The following is an 18402-nucleotide window of genomic DNA, read 5'->3' on the forward strand; positions in this document are numbered from 1 at the left end:
GGGGGCCTGATGAACTGGGACATCATTTTCGGCGTCTCTCTGGAGTCGCTGATCAACGGCACGATGATCGCGTACGCACTGGCCGCGATCGGTCTGAACGTGCACTTCGGCTACACCGGCCTGCTGAACTTCGGTCAGTCGGCGTTCCTCGGCGTCGCGGCGTACGGTCTCGCGATGATGGTGTCGACCTTCGGCCTTCCGTTCTGGATCGGCATCGCGGTCGGCCTGCTCGGCGCGGTCGTGCTGGCACTGCTGCTCGGTATCCCGACGCTGCGCCTGCGCGCCGACTATCTGGCGATCGTGACGATCGCCGCCGCGGAAATCGTCCGCCTGCTCTTCCGTTCGGTCTCGCTGAGCGAGTGGACCGGTGGCTCCGACGGTCTGCAGCAGTTCTCCGACGACTTCTACGCGATGAACCCGTACAGCGGCTCGCTGGAATTCTGGAGCATCAGCTTCGACGAGCGTGAACTCTGGGTCATGACCGTCGGCTGGGTGCTCGTCGCGATCGCGCTGGCGATCGTGTTCCTGGCGATGCGCAGCCCGTGGGGCCGTGTCATCAAGGCCATCCGCGAGGACGAGGACGCCGTTCGCAGCCTCGGCAAGAACGTCGTGTCCTACAAGATGCAGTCGCTCATCCTCGGTGGTGTCCTCGGCTCGCTCGGTGGTTTCATCATCGCGCTGAAGAACGCGGCCGTGCAGCCGGACACCTACGGCACCGAGTTCACGTTCTACATGTACACGATCGTGATCCTCGGCGGCGCCGCTCGGGTCTTCGGCCCGGTCGTCGGCTCGATGATCTTCTGGTTCCTGCTCACGTTCGTCAACGCGCTGCTGCCGACGCTGATCTCGCAGGGTTACATCCCGACGTGGCTCATGGACGCGAACCAGGCGGGTGCGGTCGGCTACATCCTGGTGGGCCTCGGACTCGTACTCTTGCTGATTTTCCGTCCGCAGGGCATCTTCGGCGACAAGAAGGAGGTCATGCTCGATGGCCGATGACGTCACCGTTCCGCCCGGCGTGGCAAAGGCGCGCGCCGCGCTCAAGGACGTTCCGCACGAGCCCGGAGCGCCGAAGCAGGACCCGATCCTGGTCGCTGACTCCGTCGTGCGCCGCTTCGGCGGCCTCACCGCGGTCTCCGTCGACCACATCGAGATCCAGCGTGGCGCGATCACCGCACTGATCGGCCCCAACGGAGCCGGCAAGACGACGTTCTTCAACCTGCTGACCGGTTTCGATCGCCCCGACGAGGGCGACTGGAAGTTCAACGACAAGCCGCTCGCCGGCGTGCCCGCGCACAAGGTCGCCAAGCAGGGCATGGTCCGCACCTTCCAGCTCACCAAGGCGCTGTCCCGGCTCACGGTGATCGACAACATGCGCCTGGGCGGCACCGGCCAGAAAGGCGAGTCCTTCTGGAAATCGCTGATCCCGGGCATCTGGAAGAAGCAGGAACAGGAGATCACCGAGCGCGCCGACGAGCTGCTGGCGCGGTTCAAGCTCGACGCCAAGCGCGAGGACTTCGCGGGCAGCCTCTCCGGCGGCCAGCGCAAGCTGCTCGAAATGGCGCGGGCCCTGATGGTGCAGCCCGACATGGTCATGCTGGACGAGCCGATGGCCGGTGTTAACCCGGCGCTGACGCAGTCCCTGCTCGGCCACGTGAAGAGCCTGCGCGAGGACGGCATGACCGTGCTCTTCGTCGAGCACGACATGGACATGGTCCGCGACATCAGCGACTGGGTCATCGTCATGGGCCAGGGCAAGGTCATCGCCGAGGGCACGCCGGACACTGTCATGGCGGACCCGCGGGTGATCGACGCTTACCTGGGTTCGCACCACGACGGCACCGAGCACGACGCCGCCGAGGTGGCGGCCGAGGTTCCCGGCGCTGCTGATGTGTCCGGCGTTTCCGAGGTTCCCAGCGCTTCTGACGCTCCTGGCTCGTCTGATGCTCCTAGCGCTGCTGGGTCTCCTAGTGTCGCTGGGTCTTCTGGCGTTGCTGGGTCTTCTGGCGTTGCTGGGTCTCCCGGTGTTCGTGGCGTTCCTGACATTTCGGATAAGTCGGATTCTCCGGCTAAGCCGGAAGGGGGCAAGACCGATGAGTGACGCAACCTCCAGCAACGAGGTCGAGGGCCGCGGGGAGCACCTGGCCGCGGCCGAGGGCGCCCTGGTCCGCGTCGACGACGTGACCGCCGGCTACCTGCCCGGGGTCAACATTCTCAACGGCTGTGACCTGTACGCCAAAGAGGGCGAACTGGTCGGCATCATCGGCCCCAACGGCGCCGGCAAGTCGACCCTGCTCAAGTCCCTCTTCGGCCTGGTGACGGTCCGGTCCGGGCAGGTCACCCTGCGCGGCGAGCAGATCACCAACGTCAAGGCGAACAAGCTCGTCGCCAAGGGCATCGGCTTCGTGCCGCAGACCAACAACGTCTTCGGAACCCTCACCATCGAGGAAAACCTGGAGATGGGTACGTTCCTGCGGCCGAAGCGCTTCAAGGAACGCTTCGAGTTCGTGGCCGGCCTGTTCCCCGCCCTGGGCACCCGTCGCAAGCAGCGTGCGGGTTCCCTCTCCGGCGGCGAGCGGCAGATGGTCGCGATGGGCCGGGCCCTGATGATGGAGCCGTCGGTGCTGCTGCTCGACGAGCCGTCGGCGGGTTTGTCGCCGGCTATGCAGGACGAGGTCTTCTTCCGCACCAAGCAGATCAACGACACCGGCGTCACGGTCATCATGGTCGAGCAGAACGCCCGTCGCTGCCTGCAGATCTGCGACCGTGGTTACGTGCTGGACCAGGGGCGGAACGCGTACACCGCGTCCGGCCGTGACCTGATCCACGACCCGAAGGTGATCGAGCTGTACCTGGGGACCCTGGCCCGCGCCTGACCCCACCCCGCACAGCGAAGGCCCCGGAACGAAGTGGTTCCGGGGCCTTCCGCCGCCCGCCCGCCGCCCGCCCGCCGGCCCGCCGCCCGCCCGCCGGCCCGCCGCCCGCCCGCCGGCCCGCCGCCCGCCCGCCGGCCCGCCGCCCGCCCGCCGGCCCGCCGCCCGCCGCCGGCCCGCCGCCCGCCGCCGGCCCGCCGCCCGCCGCCGGCCCGCCGCCCGCCGCCGGCCGCCGGCCCGCCCGCCGCCGGCCCGCCCGCCGCCGGCCGCCCGCCGCCCTTTGCCCGCTGTGTCCGCCGTCCGCTGTGTCCCGCCCTCCGCCCGCCGTGCCCGCTGCCCGAGCCGTGGTGTCGTGCGTTCCCCGGCGCGATTTGGTGAGTTTGGGGTGGCTCGGGCGGCGGAAGCTCACTAGATCGGCTCCGAGTGTCCCGCCACCTGCGTGAACTTGTGAGGTTTGGGCAGGGGCGGCGGTACAAACTCACAAGATTTTCGCTGCCTGTGGCCGGTCGGCGGCACTCGTCTCATCGCAGTCTCACGGAGAGTGTGCGACTGCCGTCGGGGTCCGCCTGATCTTGGAGACCTGTGGGTGCTCTGGCCACCACAGGTTTCCGCGAAGCAGGAACTCCCCACCCTTGTGATGGCAACGCGTCACCGGGAGTGGTCGCGGGCCGCCTGAAGTCGACACGCTATGGCGGCCTGCTCCGAAACTCGTGCGTTTGCGGCCGATCGGACGGCTGAACCGCACAAGATCGCCTCTCGCGCCCGGCGCCTCCGCGACCTTGTGCGGTTTGGGCTGGGATGGCGGAGCAAGCTCACAAGATCTGTGACGGCAACGGGAGGGTTGCCTGCGGCCCGCAGCGGGTCGACAGCGGACTGCAGCGAGAGCGGCAGCGGGCGACAGCGCGGACGGCGGGGCGACAGCGGACTGCAGCGACAGCGCCTGCAGCGACAAGCGGCCTGCAGCGACAAGCGGCCTGCGGTGGGGCGACAGCGGACGGCAGCGGCGGGGAGCGACGGTGGGCGGCTTGGGAGCGGCGGCCGGGGCGGGGCGGGGTGGGGTGGAGGCGGGAGGGCTTTGGGCGTACCCAAGGGAGGGCTGCGGCAGGGGAAAAGGGCGAGGGCCCGGCCAATGGCCGGGCCCTCGCTGAGAAGGTGGTGCGAACTACAGGAGCGGGCTATCAGCCGTCGATCTTGCCGGTCTGGTAGGCGACGTTCTTGTAGGTGTTGTCGGCGCCGTACTGGTAGATGCCGATCGTGGCCTCGGCCGGGTCACCAGCGTCGTTCCACTCGACCGGACCGCTCACGCCGTCGTAGTCGATGTCCTTGCCGCCAGCGAGGGCTTCCTTGCACTGCTGGAAGGTGGTGCACTTCTCGCCACCCTTGGAGACTGCGGCCAGCTGCTTCGAGAACTCGGCGGGCGAGTCGCTCTTGGCGGCCTCGGCGGCCAGGGCGGTGAGGATGGTCGCGTCGTAGGACTCGGCCGAGTAGGAGAAGTCCTTCAGGGCCGGGTCGACCTCGAGCAGCTTCTTCTGGAAGTCGTCGCCGGCCTTGGCGCCCGGCAGGGTGCCCTTGGCGCCCTCGAAGGTGCCGTTCGGGAACTCGGAGCCGTAGTTCGACAGGTTGCCGTCGACGAAGTACCACTTCTTCGCCTTGGCGGTGAGGCCTGCCTCGACCAGCTTCGGAACGATCTTCTTGGTCTCGTCGAAGCCGATCAGGACGATCGCCGACGGGTTGGCCTGCTTGATCTTGCCGACCTCGGCCGAGAAGTCGGCGGCCTTCGGGTCGTAGACCTCTTCGGCGACGACCTGGCCGCCACCGCTCTCGATCGCGGCGCGGGCGCTCTTCGCGAGGCCGGTGCCGTACGCGTCCTGGAGGACGAGGAGGCCGACCGTGGCGTTGCCGTCGGCGACGACGAGGTCACCCAGGACGCGGCCCTGGAGGACGTCCGGCGGCGCGGTCCGGAAGTAGAGGCCCTTGTCGTTGTACGTGGTGAACTGGTCCGACGTGTTCGCCGGAGAGATCTGCACCACGCCCGCACCGGTGATCTTGTCGATCACGGAGAGGGACACCGAGGACGAGGCAGCGCCGATGATGGCGTCGACCTTCTCGGCGAGCAGCTTGTTCACCGACTGGCTGGCGATGTCGGTGGAGGTGTCGCCGGAGTCGGTGTCGCTGATGACGACGTCCTTACCGAGGACGCCACCGGCAGCGTTGATCTCCTTGGCGGCGAGGTCGACGCCGGCGAACTCGGGCGGGCCGAGGAACGCGAGGGAGCCGGTCTGCGGCAGCAGGGTGCCGATCTTCAGCACACCGTCGCCAGCAGCGGCCGCGGGGGCCGAGGACGAGCCGCTCTCGGGCTCATCGGAGTTCGAGCACGCGCCCAGGGCAAGGCAAGCGGCACCCAGCACGGCGACACTGCGCCATGCAAAGTTGCGGCGGATCATCAATTCTCCTTTGTCCAGCGCGGTGGGTGCGTTTGGTGGGCTCCCACTGCCATGACGCTGATGCTGTGGAAACTTAAGTGAGCAGACACCGTCTGCACTAGGGCTCGGGCAGGGCTGCAACAGGACAGTTGCCGTTCCGTAACCTTGAGCAAGTGTCAGACCATTCTCGGGTGACGGGTTCGGCGGCGCGTCCGGTGTTGTCGTACCCGGCGACTAGAGTCCAGGGACGTGAGCGATGACGCCCAGACTCCCCGCCTCCTGCTGCTCGACGGCCACTCTCTGGCTTACCGGGCTTATTTCGCGCTCCCGGTGGACAACTTCAGCACCGCCACCGGCCAGCCGACGAACGCTGTCTTCGGCTTCACCTCGATGCTCATCAACATGCTGCGCGACGAGAAGCCGACGCACATCGTGGTCGCCTTCGACCTCTCCCGGAAAAGCTTCCGCACCGAGAAGTACGCGGACTACAAGGCGGGCCGTTCCGAGACGCCCACGCCCTTCCTGGGCCAGGTCAGCCTGATCAAGGAGGTGCTCGAGGCGCTGCGCATCCCGGTCGTGGAGAAAGAGAACTACGAGGCCGACGACGTCATCGCCACCCTCGCCACCCAGGCACGCGACTCCGGCATGGAGGTGGTGATCTCGAGCGGTGACCGGGACGCCTTCCAGCTGGCCAGCGAGCACGTCACGATCCTCTACCCGGTCCGTGGCGTCTCCGAGGTTTGGCGGATGACCCCGGCGGCGATCGAGGCGAAATACTTCGTGCCGCCGAGCCTGTACCGCGACAAGGCCGCCCTGGTCGGCGAGGCCAGCGACAACCTGACCGGCGTGCCCGGCGTCGGTGACAAGACCGCGGCCAAGTGGATCAACGAGTTCGGCGGCCTCGACGGCATCATCGCCAACGTCGACAAGATCAAGGGTAAGGCCGGTGAGAGCCTGCGCGCCCACCTGGCCGAGGTGATGCGTAACTTCGACCTCAACCAGCTGGTCTGCGACCTAGAGCTGCCGCTGCGGCCGGAGGACGTGAAATGGGCGGGCTGGGACCGCGAGGCGGTGCACGCGGTCTTCGACGCGCTGGAGTTCCGGGTGCTGCGCGAGCGGCTCTACTCCTACCTCGACGCCGTCGAGCCGGAGGCTGAGTCCGGCTTCGACCTGGACGGCGCGATCCTGCCCACCGGCGCGGTGGCCGGCTGGCTGCGTGAGTTCGCCGGCACGGCGCCGGTCGGCGTCGCGGTCACCGGCCGGTTCGGCCGGGGCACGGGCGAGCTCACCGGCGTCGGCGTGGCCACGGCCGGCGGCAAGGCCGCCTGGTTCGACCCGGCGGCCCTGGACGAGAACGACGAGCGGGCCGTCGCCGCCTGGCTGGCCGAGCCCGGCCGGCCCAAGGTGGTGCACGACGCGAAACCCGCGCTGCTCGCGTTCCAGGCGCACGGCTGGGAGCTGGCCGGCGTCACCACCGACACCGCCCTCGCGGCGTACCTGGCGAAGCCCGATCAGCGTGCCTACGACCTGAACGACCTGGCCCTGCGTTACCTCAAGCGCGAGCTGCGGGTCGACGAGCCGGAGAACGCCCAGATCACCCTCTTCGACGGCCCGGACGACAAGGGCGCCGCCGAGATGAACCTGATGCTGCGCGCCCGGGCCACCCTCGACCTGGCCGACGTGATCACCGTCGAGCTGTCCCGTGACGGCGGCGAGTCGATGCAGATCCTCGGCGAGGTGGAGCAGCCGCTGTCGGTGGTGCTCGCCGCGATGGAGCGGCTCGGCATCGCCGCCGACACCGATTACCTGTCGGAGCTGGAGTCGCACTTCGCCGCCGAGGTGAAATCGGCGCAGCAGGCGGCACACGAGGTGGTCGGCCGGGAATTCAACCTGGGTTCGCCCAAGCAGCTCCAGGAGATCCTCTTCGTCGAGCGCAACCTGCCCAAGACCAAGAAGATCAAGTCCGGTTACACGACCGACGCGGACGCCCTGCAGAGCCTGTTCGCGCAGACCGGCGACCCGGTCCTGGCGCACCTGCTGCGCCACCGCGACGTGGCGAAACTGAAGTCCACTGTCGACGGCCTGCTCAAGTCGGTCTCCGACGACGGCCGCATCCACACCACCTTCAACCAGACGGTCGCCGCGACCGGCCGCCTCTCGTCGACAGATCCGAACCTGCAGAACATCCCCATCCGTACGGAAGAGGGCCGGCGCATCCGCCGCGCGTTCGTGGTGGGGCCGGGTCACGAGCAGCTGATGACCGCTGACTACAGCCAGATCGAGATGCGCATCATGGCGCACCTGTCCGGCGACGACGCGCTGATCGCCGCGTTCAACTCGGGCGCCGACTTCCACGCCGCCACCGCCTCGTCGGTCTTCCACGTCGGGCTCGACGAGGTCAGCGCCGACCAGCGCCGCAAGATCAAGGCGATGAACTACGGCCTGGCGTACGGATTGAGCGCTTTCGGCCTCTCCAACCAGCTCAGCATCTCCACCGAAGAGGCCCGCGCCCTGATGGACGAGTACTTCGAGCGCTTCGGCGGGGTGCGCGACTACCTGCAGGCCGTGGTGGTGCAGGCCGGCAAGGACGGTTACACCGCGACGATTCTCGGCCGCCGCCGTTACCTGCCCGACCTGAGCAGCGACAACCGGCAGCGCCGCGAGATGGCCCAGCGAATGGCGCTGAACGCGCCGATCCAGGGCTCCGCCGCGGACATCATCAAGATCGCGATGCTCCGGGTGGACGAGGCGCTGAAAGATTCCGGGCTCACGTCGCGGATGCTGCTCCAGGTCCACGACGAGCTGGTGTTCGAGGTGGCCGCCGGCGAGCGCGAGCAGCTCGAGGAGCTGGTCCGCCGGGAGATGGGCGGCGCGTTCCCGCTCTCGGTGCCGCTGGAGGTCTCGGTCGGCGCCGGCCGCGACTGGAACGGAGCCGACCACTAAATGCCGCTCTGCAGCGGACCCGGCCACTAAAGACCCGGCCACTAAAGACCCGGCCCCTAAAGGCCCGGCCGCTAAAGGCCGCTAAAGGCCGTGAAAAGAACGCCCGGACGGGTGGCAGGTACCGCGCACCTTGCGATGATCTGCCACCCTGGTCCGATGCCGAGTGGATCGATGTCGATGGAGATCGCCGTTGGTGACGAGGTCAGGCCTTCGCTGCTGATCTCGATCATCGCCCAGGTCGCCGGTGTCACGCTGGTGCGCGGCCCGCTGGAGACCGATCGGGCGTCCGTGCTCGCCGGCATGTTCAAGGCGCTCGGCGACCCGGTCCGGCTCCGGCTGCTCTCGATGATCGCCTCGACGCCGAAGGGCGAGATCTGCGTGTGCGACCTGAGCGGCGAGTTCGACCTGACCGGCCCGACGATCTCGCATCATCTGCGAATACTGCGCGAGGCCGGCCTCGTCGACTGCGACCGCCGTGGCACCTGGGTGTATTACCGGCCGGTTCCGGACGCTCTCACTCTTCTGGCTGACGTCCTGGACGTCAGCCCTTCTTGAGCGACTCCGGTTTGTGCACGGCCTCACGGCCGGTCTTGTCGCTCTTCACCTTGTACTGCGGCTCGTCCGGTGAGGCGGCCACGGTCCGGCCGGCGGCCTCGCTCCGCTTGGTGATCTTCTGCTCGACGGTGCCGTGCACGGTCTGGCCGTGGCTACGCCAGGTGACCTCGTCACCCTTCTTCGGGTTCATGCCATCCGGGATACCCGCCAGGGCATCAGGAAAACGGCAGGTCACAGACGAAGATGGCGGTGCCGGGAAAGAGCTTTCCGCGCAGCGGGCTCCACTGACCCCAGATCCCCTCGTGACCTTTCGGCCACTCCGGCTCGATCAGGTCGCGCAGCACGAAACCGGCCGCCACGATCTCCCGGATCCGGTCGCCGAGCGTCCGATGCTGTTCCAGATAGGTGACCTGGCCGTCGTCGTCGCGCTCGACGTACGGCGTGCGGTCGAAATACGAGTTCCGCACGGTGAGCCCGTCCTCGCCGGGTTCGTCCCAGAACGCCCACCGCATCGGGTGGGTCACCGAGAACACCCAGCTCCCGCCCGGCCGCAGCACCCGGGCCACCTCGCGCATGGCGGCGGCCGAATCGGCGACGAACGGGATCGCCCCGAAGGCGGTGCACACGATGTCGAACGCGTCGTCCCGGAACGGCAGGGCCATCGCGTCGGACTGGACCAGCGGGACGCGTACCCTGGTCTTGTCGGCGGCGAGAGCCGCGTGGCGCAACATGCCCGCGGAGAGGTCGATGGCGACCGGATGGGCGCCTTCCAGGCGCAACCACCGCGAGGCTGCCGCGGCGCCGGCTCCCAGTTCCAAGATCCTTTTCCCCGGTACGCGTCCCAGCAGGCGCGCGTCAGCCTCCCGGAGGCGTTCGGGGCACCAGACGAAGTCGGTGTCGCCGAGGAAGGCGCCGTGCTCGTCCTGATAGTCGTCGGCGTCGAGATCCCACCAGGAGCGGTTGGCCCGGCGGGCCTCCGTCTCGGTCACGTTCCCGGCGGCGGATGGGGAGGGGATCTCGATCACTCGGCAACGGTACGGCAGGCGTGGCGGCTGCCAGGAATCGGCCTATATCGGGCAGACTGGCCGGTTCTGACGCGACAATGTGCCGCGCTCCTCAGGAGGGCTTGCAACCTGTGGTAATGCGCACGGTAAGCTAGTCGATGCGCTCGCGGATCGTGTGCCTCGGCAGGGAGCAGGTTCCGTGGTCGCCGGTCTCGGCATGATCGACTGCATATGATCAGACTGCTCCACAGCTTGGTCGTCTCACTCGTTCGTGCAGGTCCCGGTGGCAGTTCCGCCGAGCGCGAGAGACACCACGAATCCATCCGTTCGGAGCAACTGTCCACATGACGAGCAGCATCGAGGCCACCTCGAGCGCCAACAGGGTCACCGTCGACGATCTCGGGTCCGAGGAAGCATTCCTCGCCGCCATCGACGAGACCATCAAGTACTTCAACGACGGCGACATTGTCGAAGGCACCGTCGTCAAGGTCGATCGGGACGAGGTCCTGCTCGACATCGGCTACAAGACCGAGGGTGTCATCCCCTCGCGCGAGTTGTCGATCAAGCATGACGTGGACCCTGCTGAAGTGGTGTCGGTCGGTGACCACATCGAAGCCCTCGTCCTCACCAAGGAGGACAAGGAAGGTCGCCTGATCCTCTCGAAGAAGCGCGCTCAGTACGAGCGGGCTTGGGGCACCATCGAGAAGATCAAGGAAGACGACGGCGTCGTCCGTGGTTCCGTCATCGAGGTGGTCAAGGGTGGCCTCATCCTCGACATCGGTCTCCGGGGCTTCCTCCCGGCGTCGCTGGTCGAGATGCGTCGTGTCCGGGACCTGCAGCCGTACGTCGGCCGCGAGCTCGAGGCGAAGATCATCGAGCTGGACAAGAACCGCAACAACGTGGTTCTGTCCCGCCGCGCCTGGCTCGAGCAGACGCAGTCCGAGGTTCGCACCGAGTTCCTCAACAAGCTGCAGAAGGGCCAGGTCCGCAAGGGCGTCGTGTCCTCGATCGTCAACTTCGGCGCCTTCGTCGACCTTGGCGGCGTGGACGGCCTCGTGCACGTCTCCGAGCTCTCCTGGAAGCACATCGACCACCCCTCCGAGGTTGTCGAGGTCGGCCAGGAGGTCGAGGTCGAGGTTCTCGACGTCGACCTGGACCGTGAGCGTGTCTCCCTGTCGCTGAAGGCGACCCAGGAGGACCCGTGGCGTCAGTTCGCCCGGACCCACGCGATCAACCAGATCGTCCCGGGTAAGGTCACCAAGCTCGTTCCGTTCGGCGCGTTCGTCCGCGTCGACGACGGCATCGAGGGTCTGGTGCACATCTCCGAGCTCGCCGAGCGTCACGTCGAGCTGCCCGAGCAGGTCGTCCAGGTTGGTTCGGACGTTCTGGTCAAGGTCATCGACATCGACCTCGAGCGTCGCCGGATCTCGCTGTCGCTCAAGCAGGCCAACGAGAACTTCGTTGAGGGCGAGGAGCACTTCGACCCGACCCTGTACGGCATGGCTGCCACGTACGACAACGAGGGCAACTACATCTACCCGGAGGGCTTCGACCCCGAGACGGGTGAGTGGCTCGAGGGCTTCGACAAGCAGCGCGAGGCGTGGGAGAAGCAGTACGCGGATGCCCGCGAGCGCTGGGAGGCCCACACCAAGCAGGTCCAGGCGAGCCGCGAGGCCGACGCCGAGGCCGCGCTCAACCCGGTTCCGGCCGGCGGCGTGACCTCTTCGTCCTCGTCGACTTCCTCGTCCACGAGCTCGTCGGCCCCGGCGCGCTCCGCCGAGGAGCCGGCCGGCACGCTGGCCACCGACGAGGCTCTCGCCGCTCTGCGCGAGAAGCTGGCCGGCGGCAAGAGCTGATCCTGGCTGGAGCTGTAGCCAACCGGTAGTACCCGGAAAGGCCGTCCCGACTCTGGTCGGGGCGGCCTTTCGCCATTCCCCGGATTTTCGGCGGCTGGACAGCGCTGTCGATCGAGCGCACCGGGATACTGGTTGCCATGCTGAGGGTGGGACTGACGGGTGGGATCGGCGCGGGCAAGAGTGCCGTGGCCCAGCGCTTCGCCGAGCGCGGTGCGGTGATCATCGATGCTGACGTTCTCGCCCGCGAGGTGGTCCAGCCCGGGACCGACGGGCTCGCGGCGATCGTGGCCGAATTCGGCACGGGCGTGCTCACCGCGGACGGTGACCTGGACCGGCCGGCGCTCGGTGCGAAGGTCTTCGGCGACGAGGCAGCCCGCCGGGCGCTTGAAGGGATCATCCATCCCCGGGTCCGGGAGCGCACGGCCGAGCTGACCCATGCGGCGCCACCGGACGCGATCGTGGTGAACGACGTTCCGCTTCTCGTCGAGGCGGGGCTTTCTCCGTCGTACCATCTGGTCGTTGTTGTTCTCGCGGACCGTGAGCTGCGCATGCTGCGACTGACCCGGTTGCGGGGCATGACGGTGGCGGAAGCCGCCGCCCGGATCGAGGCACAGACCGACGACGAGCGGCGCCGGGCAGCCGCTGATGTGGTCCTCCCGAACGACGCCGATCTTGATGATCTGCATGTCCGGGTGGATCGGTTGTGGCGGGACCGGATCGTCGAGTTCGAGCGCAATCTGCGCCTGGGTCGCGCGGCGCGGCGTCAGGATCTGCTGGTCACGCCTTCCGAGCCGGATTGGCCGGCGTTGGCCGCGCGGCTGATCGCCCGGATCCGGCACGGCCTCGGCGGTCAGCCCGACCTGCACCACATCGGGTCGACGGCGGTGCCAGGTCTTTCGGCGTCGAGGGTCATCGATCTCATGCTGAGCGTGCGGACCCTGGCCGAGGCGGACGCGCTCGCCGGGCGGCTCGGCGAGATCGGCTTCCCGCGCAGGTCGGGGGAGTGGTTCGACAACGCACGCGGTGTGCCCGGGATGACCTGGCCGAAGCGGTTGCACGGATGCGCCGACCCGGGTTACGAGGTGAACCTGCACGTGCGGGTTGCGGGGTCGCCGGGCTGGCGTTTCGCGTTGCTCATGCGTGATCATCTGCGCGCGGTGCCGGAGGCGCGAGACGCCTATGCCGCGGCCAAGGCCGCGTGGATGGCTTCATTCGAGGGGTACGCCGAAGCGAAGGAGCCGTGGTTCGACGAGGAGGCGCAGGCCGCGGACGACTGGGCCGGATCGGTCGGCTGGCAGCCGGGGCTTTGACGGGGTCTTCTGTCTGCCTTGTTTGACGGGGTCGTCTGTCTGCCTTGCTCGGTTGCGGGGTTCGTGGAGAAGCTCTCGCGGCGGCCGGTCTGCGCTGGGCGCGACCCACCGAGGGTGCGCTTGCCCGGGAGATCCCTTGGGGCGCATCGACCACGGTGCGGCACGGATGGACGTGATCCTTGACGGATGTGATCCACTCGGTCCTGCGGCCGCCGCGAGCGGCCTACCGGAACAAGGCTAGGCGGCCGGGTCAAGCGCGACAATGGCGCTGCTCGGGGCGGAATGTGCACCTACCGCACGCCGTCGTGACTCGCGTGCGGCGGCCGTGCCGGAACTTGTCATACCCCCGACGTACGGTGTGAACATGGCGCTCGACATCCCACGACTCGACGGCCGGTTCGAGGTCGTCAGCGAATTCCAGCCCGCGGGTGACCAGCCCGCCGCGATCGACGAGCTTGAGCGGCGGGTCCGCCGCGGCGATCTGAATACTGTGCTGCTCGGCGCCACCGGCACCGGCAAGAGCGCCACGACGGCCTGGCTCATCGAGCGGCTGCAACGGCCGGCGCTCGTGCTCGCGCCCAACAAGACGCTCTGTGCCCAGCTCGCCAAGGAGTTCCGCGAGCTGCTGCCGAACAACGCCGTCGAATACTTCGTGAGTTACTACGACTATTACCAGCCCGAGGCGTACATCGCCCAGAGCGACACCTACATCGAGAAAGACTCGTCGGTCAACGAGGAGGTGGAGCGCCTCCGGCACTCGGCCACCAGGTCACTGCTGACCCGGCGCGACACCATCGTGGTGGCGACGGTGAGCGCGATCTACGGCCTGGGCACCCCGCAGGAATACATCGAGACCGCCGTTCAGCTCAAGGTCGGCCAGGAGATCGAGCGGGACAAGCTGCTGCGCCGCCTGGTCGACATTCAATACACGCGAAACGACGTGGCGTTCCAGCGCGGCACATTCCGGGTCCGCGGCGACACGCTCGAAATCATCCCGGCTTATGAGGAGCTGGCTGTCCGGGTCGAGCTCTTCGGCGACGAGGTGGAGAAGCTCTACTACCTCCACCCGCTCACCGGCGAGGTGGTCCGTGAGGTCGACGAGCTGGTCATCTTCCCCGCGACGCACTACGTGGCCGGCGCGGAGCGGATGGAGCGGGCGATCCACGACATCGAGGCCGAGTTGGAGGAGCGGCTCGCCGAGTTCGAGCGGCAGGGCAAGCTCCTCGAGGCGCAGCGGCTGCGGATGCGGACCACCTATGACATCGAGATGATGCGCCAGGTCGGCTTCTGCAACGGCATCGAGAACTACTCGATGCACATGGACGGCCGGCAGCCCGGCGAGCCGGCTTACACCCTGCTCGACTACTTCCCGGATGACTTCGTCACCGTCATCGACGAGTCGCACGTGACGATCCCGCAGATCGGCGGGATGTACGAGGGCGACGCCTCCCGGAAACGGATCCTGATCGAGCACGGGTTCCGGCTGCCCAGCGCCGCCGACAACCGGCCGCTGCGCTTCGACGAGTTCCTCGACCGGGTCGGCCAGATGGTGTTCCTGTCGGCCACACCCGGTCCGTGGGAGCTGGAGAAAGCGCAGGGCGAGTTCGTCGAGCAGGTCATCCGCCCGACCGGCCTGGTCGACCCGCAGGTCGTGGTGAAACCCACGAAGGGCCAGATCGACGACCTGATGCACGAGATCAAGCTGCGCACCGAGAAAGACGAGCGGGTCCTGGTCACCACGCTGACCAAGAAGATGGCCGAGGACCTCACCGACTACCTCCTGGAGAACGGCATCCGGGTGCGTTACCTGCACTCCGAGGTCGACACGCTGCGCCGGGTCGAGCTGCTCAAGGAGCTGCGCAAGGGTGATTACGACGTGCTGGTCGGCATCAACCTGCTGCGCGAGGGCCTCGACCTGCCCGAGGTGTCGCTCGTCGCGATCCTCGACGCCGACAAGGAGGGCTTCCTGCGCAGCGGCCGCTCACTGATCCAGACCATCGGCCGCGCCGCGCGCAACGTCTCCGGCGAGGTCCATATGTACGCCGACAAGATCACCCCGTCGATGCGGAACGCGATCGACGAGACGGACCGGCGGCGCGACAAGCAGATCGCCCACAACGAGGCCAACGGCATCGTCCCGCAAGCCCTGCGGAAAAAGATCCACGACATCCTCGACGACATCTACCGCGAGGCCGAGGACACCGAGAACGCCGTCGGCGGCGCAATGGTCGGTGGCGGTGGCCGGCAGATGTCCCGGGGCAAGGCGCCGGTGCCGGAGACCAGGTCGAAAGCCCGGGCCGGCTCCGGCACGGCCCGGCCGGGGATGGCCCGTGCCGAGCTGGCTCAGCTGATCCAGGATCTCAGCGACCAGATGCTGGCCGCCGCTCGCGAGCTGCAGTTCGAGCTGGCCGCCCGCATCCGCGACGAGGTGCACGAGCTGAAAAAGGAGCTGCGTGGCATGGACATGGCCGGGGTGAAATAACGACCGGGCGATCAGCCTGCGAAGAAGTCGTGGTCCGGGTGGGCGCCGGCCGGAACCACATCCGTGAAGTACTCGGCCAGCGGCGGCTGCGCCAGCGCGCCCGCGATCAGCGCCCGCCACTGGGCGAACCGCTCGGTACGCCGGAAGTTGTGCTCCTGGTCGTCCAGGCTGTCCCACTCGACCAGGAGCAGGAACCGGGTGCTCGACTCGGTGCCTCGTTTCACGCGTACCGAACGGCAGCCTTGCGCGCCCGCGATCACCGGGCGGGCAAGGCGGTATGCCTCCAGGAAGTCGATGTCCCGGCCGGGCAGGACGTCGATCAGCGTGACTTCGAGAACCATGTTCGCAACTGTCCCATACGCGCAACATGGCTAGCTTACTAGGATGCCTTGCGGACTGTCAGGGTTCGCCCCGAAACTCGGAGTCACCGGGACTAGCCTTGAGGGAAGGCGACGGTGAAGGGGAATCTTCCAGGATGAGCGGTTTGGTACGCGAGTCCCGCCACTCTTAGGTCTCCCGGTGTGTAGATCCGGGACCGGATGCGCAACAATGGCTAACCGTGGGAGGGGAGTATTCCCCTGCTCCGGTGTCGTCAGCACGGAACGCCGTCCATCGGCGCGCCCGGGACCGGAGGTCGCGGATTCATCCGCGGCGGAAGAGACCTCCGACAGTCGCACGTCGCTGCTTCATTTGGGCACGAGTCTCGCTCCAGCGAGTCCCGGTGTCGGGTTCTGGTCATTCGTGACTCACTCACGAGTCTCGATCACAGAACTCGGGTACCTGTACTCGTAATGAGACGCGTACATGAGTGGATGCAGCGACGACCCGTGTCTGCCGGAGGTCCTCGTTGAACGTTCCTGTCTGGGTCTGGGTCGCCACCCTCGTCGCGCTGGTGGCCGTACTCGCCGTTGATCTTCTGATCATCGGGCGCAGACCACACGAACCCAGCATGAAGGAAGCGGGAACATGGGTCGGCTTCTATGTCGGCCTGGCGGTCCTCTTCGGTGCCGGTGTCTGGGCGACAGCGGGCGGACAGTACGCCGGTGAGTTCTACACCGGCTGGCTGACCGAGTACTCGCTGAGCGTCGACAACCTCTTCGTCTTCGTGATCATCATGGCCCGCTTCGCCGTGCCACGGCACCTGCAGCAGAAGGTGCTGCTGATCGGCATCGTGCTGGCGCTGCTGATGCGTGGCGCGTTCATCGCTGCCGGCGCCGCCCTGATCACACAGTTCTCCTGGGTCTTCTACATCTTCGGCGCATTCCTCGTCTACACCGCGATCACGCTGGTCAAGGGCGGCGAGAACGACGAGGAGGACTTCAAGGAGAACCTGCTCATCCGCTGGGCGAAGCGTGCCCTGCCGATCTCCTCGTCGTTCGGCGACGGCCGCTTCAGCGTGGTCACCGAGACCGGCAAGCGCCTCTTCACCCCGATGCTGATCGTGATGATCGCCATCGGCACCACCGACCTGATCTTCGCCCTGGACTCGATCCCGGCGATCTTCGGGATCACCAAGGAGCCGTACCTCGTCTTCACCGCGAACGTGTTCGCGCTGATGGGCCTGCGGCAGCTGTTCTTCCTGCTCGGTGGCCTGCTCCAGCGCCTGGTCTACCTCAACATCGGCCTGGCTGTGGTGCTCGCCTTCATCGGCGTGAAGCTCTTCCTCGAAGCCCTGCACACCAACACCCTGTCGTTCGTCAACGACGGGCACGGCTTCCACTGGGCGCCGGAGATCCCGATCTGGCTCTCCCTGCTGGTCATCCTGGGCACGCTAGGCATCGCCACCGCCGCCAGCCTGATCAAATCCTCCCGTGACCGGAAGAAAGACCTAATAAGCTCCTAAACCCCATTTGGGTACGACTAACAGCACCCCCACCGAGCCCGGCGACCACCCATCGCCGGGCTCGCGCCATCCACCCACCCGCCGTGTCCCGCCTGCCCGCGCCGCCTGCCCGCGCCGCCCGCGCCGCGCCGCCTGCCCGCGCCGCCCGCGCCGCGCCGCCCGCCTGCACGCCCGTCGATCTTGTTGCCTTGAACGGACACGGGCCCGCACAACTCACCAAGATCGCGGGGGAGGGGTGGGCTGACGTGGAGGGTTGGGCCGCAGGGCGGGTTGGGCTGCGGGGCGTGGTGGGGTGGGGTTGGCGGTGCCGCTCGCGCCGGATCTTGTGAGTTTCTGGCCGGGCTGCAGGCGCAAGCTCACAAGATCGCCGCGAATCCGACCGGCCCGCCGCTGCCTGCCGCGCTGGCGGACGGCGCTGCCGCCGCCGTCCGTCCGCCGTCCGTCCGCCGCTGGCCGTCACGGCCGTCGGCGCGGCTTGTTGCACTCGATCTAGGCGGCGGCTGCTCGCCTGGCAGCCCGGAGTCGCCACGGTTGCGGTGGAGGGTGGGCCGCGTGGCGGGGTGGGGTTGGCGGTGCCGCTCGCGCCGGATCTCGTGAGTTTCTGGCCGAATCGAGGGCTCTCGAGTTTCGCCAGTTCAGCATGCCGATGTGGCGCGGAGAGCCGGCTGATCACGGTCGGCTACGAGAACCGGGGTGACGGCCCACCGTGGGCTCGGAGCTACGTGACGCGGGGGACGGAAGCGCACGCACGCTCGGTGGGGCGTAGCCGGGGTCGCACAGTCGCGGTCCGTGTGACCTCACCACGGCCAGGGCGTTGACCCGGGCACACGATGGCGTTATGTGCGACCTGACCCACCCTGCGACAGGGTTCGCCGCGCGACAGGCCCCGGCCGGCCCGGCTGGTCCGGCTGGTGCGCAGCGCAGCCGGTCATCGGGCCGGTGCCGGTGTGGTTCCTCTACGAGATTCGGGCATCTCAGGCCATCTGGCACCAGTGAATCCTGCGTTCTGGCCGGCCAGAACAAAGCCGCAGATATCTGAGGCTCGTGCCACGGACCTGCCTGACCCGCGCGGCACCGGACGACCCGTGACCTACGGGCTCCGCACAAATGGCG

Annotated in this window: 13 protein-coding genes; 9 read left to right on the top strand and 4 right to left on the bottom strand. The window is 67.8% G+C overall.

Going from position 1 to position 18402, the window contains the following annotated elements:
• Positions 1 to 9 precede the first annotated feature (9 nt).
• From ACQP2E_RS08180 to ACQP2E_RS08190, 3 genes are read left to right on the top strand one after another with little or no spacing between them, the layout of a single operon-like run.
• A complete protein-coding gene (locus tag ACQP2E_RS08180) occupies positions 10 to 999 on the top strand; it encodes a branched-chain amino acid ABC transporter permease (RefSeq protein WP_433829448.1) in 990 nt (329 codons plus the stop codon).
• Positions 989 to 2101 (top strand): ABC transporter ATP-binding protein, encoded by a 1113-nt coding sequence (locus ACQP2E_RS08185; protein ID WP_433829450.1) that lies wholly within the window; start codon positions 989 to 991, stop codon positions 2099 to 2101. Before ACQP2E_RS08180 ends, ACQP2E_RS08185 begins: the two co-directional genes overlap by 11 nt.
• Positions 2094 to 2876, top strand: coding sequence for an ABC transporter ATP-binding protein (locus tag ACQP2E_RS08190; RefSeq protein ID WP_433829452.1), 783 nt, complete (start codon positions 2094 to 2096; stop codon positions 2874 to 2876). Before ACQP2E_RS08185 ends, ACQP2E_RS08190 begins: the two co-directional genes overlap by 8 nt.
• Before the next feature lie 1175 nt (positions 2877 to 4051).
• Here ACQP2E_RS08190 and ACQP2E_RS08195 read toward each other — a convergent pair.
• Complete coding sequence (locus ACQP2E_RS08195; RefSeq protein WP_433829454.1) at positions 4052 to 5317, bottom strand: ABC transporter substrate-binding protein; 1266 nt, start codon at positions 5315 to 5317, stop codon at positions 4052 to 4054.
• Between the two features lie 228 nt (positions 5318 to 5545).
• Between ACQP2E_RS08195 and polA the strand changes: the two genes are divergently transcribed.
• Both polA and ACQP2E_RS08205 read left to right on the top strand, forming a co-directional pair.
• Complete coding sequence (gene polA / locus ACQP2E_RS08200) at positions 5546 to 8239, top strand: DNA polymerase I (protein ID WP_433829456.1); 2694 nt, start codon at positions 5546 to 5548, stop codon at positions 8237 to 8239.
• 156 nt (positions 8240 to 8395) lie between these two features.
• Complete coding sequence (locus ACQP2E_RS08205; RefSeq protein ID WP_433829459.1) at positions 8396 to 8794, top strand: ArsR/SmtB family transcription factor; 399 nt, start codon at positions 8396 to 8398, stop codon at positions 8792 to 8794.
• Here the strand turns inward: ACQP2E_RS08205 and ACQP2E_RS08210 are convergent.
• Together ACQP2E_RS08210 and ACQP2E_RS08215 are read right to left on the bottom strand one after the other, a co-directional pair.
• Positions 8781 to 8984, bottom strand: a complete 204-nt coding sequence (locus tag ACQP2E_RS08210; RefSeq protein ID WP_433829461.1) for a DUF2945 domain-containing protein — start codon at positions 8982 to 8984, stop codon at positions 8781 to 8783. The genes ACQP2E_RS08205 and ACQP2E_RS08210 overlap by 14 nt on opposite strands.
• 25 nt (positions 8985 to 9009) lie before the next feature.
• Positions 9010 to 9810, bottom strand: a complete 801-nt coding sequence (locus ACQP2E_RS08215) for a class I SAM-dependent methyltransferase (protein WP_433833838.1) — start codon at positions 9808 to 9810, stop codon at positions 9010 to 9012.
• A 332-nt stretch (positions 9811 to 10142) separates the two neighbouring features.
• On the opposite strand from ACQP2E_RS08215, the gene rpsA reads away from it, so the two are divergent.
• The 3 genes from rpsA to uvrB all read left to right on the top strand — a co-directional run bounded on the left by rpsA (position 10143) and on the right by uvrB (position 15446).
• Positions 10143 to 11654, top strand: coding sequence for a 30S ribosomal protein S1 (gene rpsA / locus ACQP2E_RS08220; protein ID WP_433829463.1), 1512 nt, complete (start codon positions 10143 to 10145; stop codon positions 11652 to 11654).
• A 137-nt stretch (positions 11655 to 11791) separates the two neighbouring features.
• Positions 11792 to 12964 carry a dephospho-CoA kinase gene (coaE, locus tag ACQP2E_RS08225; protein WP_433829465.1) on the top strand — a complete coding sequence of 391 codons (1173 nt, stop codon included), beginning with the start codon at positions 11792 to 11794 and terminating at the stop codon, positions 12962 to 12964.
• A 364-nt stretch (positions 12965 to 13328) separates the two neighbouring features.
• A complete protein-coding gene (uvrB, locus tag ACQP2E_RS08230) occupies positions 13329 to 15446 on the top strand; it encodes an excinuclease ABC subunit UvrB (RefSeq protein ID WP_433829467.1) in 2118 nt (705 codons plus the stop codon).
• 11 nt (positions 15447 to 15457) lie between these two features.
• On the opposite strand, the gene ACQP2E_RS08235 is transcribed toward uvrB, so the two are convergent.
• A complete protein-coding gene (locus ACQP2E_RS08235; RefSeq protein ID WP_433829469.1) occupies positions 15458 to 15787 on the bottom strand; it encodes an antibiotic biosynthesis monooxygenase family protein in 330 nt (109 codons plus the stop codon).
• A 506-nt stretch (positions 15788 to 16293) separates the two neighbouring features.
• On the opposite strand from ACQP2E_RS08235, the gene ACQP2E_RS08240 reads away from it, so the two are divergent.
• Complete coding sequence (locus tag ACQP2E_RS08240; protein WP_433829471.1) at positions 16294 to 17289, top strand: TerC family protein; 996 nt, start codon at positions 16294 to 16296, stop codon at positions 17287 to 17289.
• Positions 17290 to 18402 lie beyond the last annotated feature (1113 nt).

The organism is Actinoplanes sp. CA-015351 (genome assembly GCF_050955685.1).
GTDB lineage: Bacteria > Actinomycetota > Actinomycetes > Mycobacteriales > Micromonosporaceae > Actinoplanes.

Coding starts and splice junctions, on each gene's coding strand:
- ACQP2E_RS08180 (WP_433829448.1), top strand. CDS start 10: ATGAACTGGGACATCATTTTCGGCGTCTCTCTGGAGTCGCTGATCAAC.
- ACQP2E_RS08185 (WP_433829450.1), top strand. CDS start 989: ATGGCCGATGACGTCACCGTTCCGCCCGGCGTGGCAAAGGCGCGCGCC.
- ACQP2E_RS08190 (WP_433829452.1), top strand. CDS start 2,094: ATGAGTGACGCAACCTCCAGCAACGAGGTCGAGGGCCGCGGGGAGCAC.
- ACQP2E_RS08195 (WP_433829454.1), bottom strand. CDS start 5,317: ATGATCCGCCGCAACTTTGCATGGCGCAGTGTCGCCGTGCTGGGTGCC.
- ACQP2E_RS08205 (WP_433829459.1), top strand. CDS start 8,396: ATGCCGAGTGGATCGATGTCGATGGAGATCGCCGTTGGTGACGAGGTC.
- ACQP2E_RS08210 (WP_433829461.1), bottom strand. CDS start 8,984: ATGAACCCGAAGAAGGGTGACGAGGTCACCTGGCGTAGCCACGGCCAG.
- rpsA (WP_433829463.1), top strand. CDS start 10,143: ATGACGAGCAGCATCGAGGCCACCTCGAGCGCCAACAGGGTCACCGTC.
- coaE (WP_433829465.1), top strand. CDS start 11,792: ATGCTGAGGGTGGGACTGACGGGTGGGATCGGCGCGGGCAAGAGTGCC.
- uvrB (WP_433829467.1), top strand. CDS start 13,329: ATGGCGCTCGACATCCCACGACTCGACGGCCGGTTCGAGGTCGTCAGC.
- ACQP2E_RS08235 (WP_433829469.1), bottom strand. CDS start 15,787: ATGGTTCTCGAAGTCACGCTGATCGACGTCCTGCCCGGCCGGGACATC.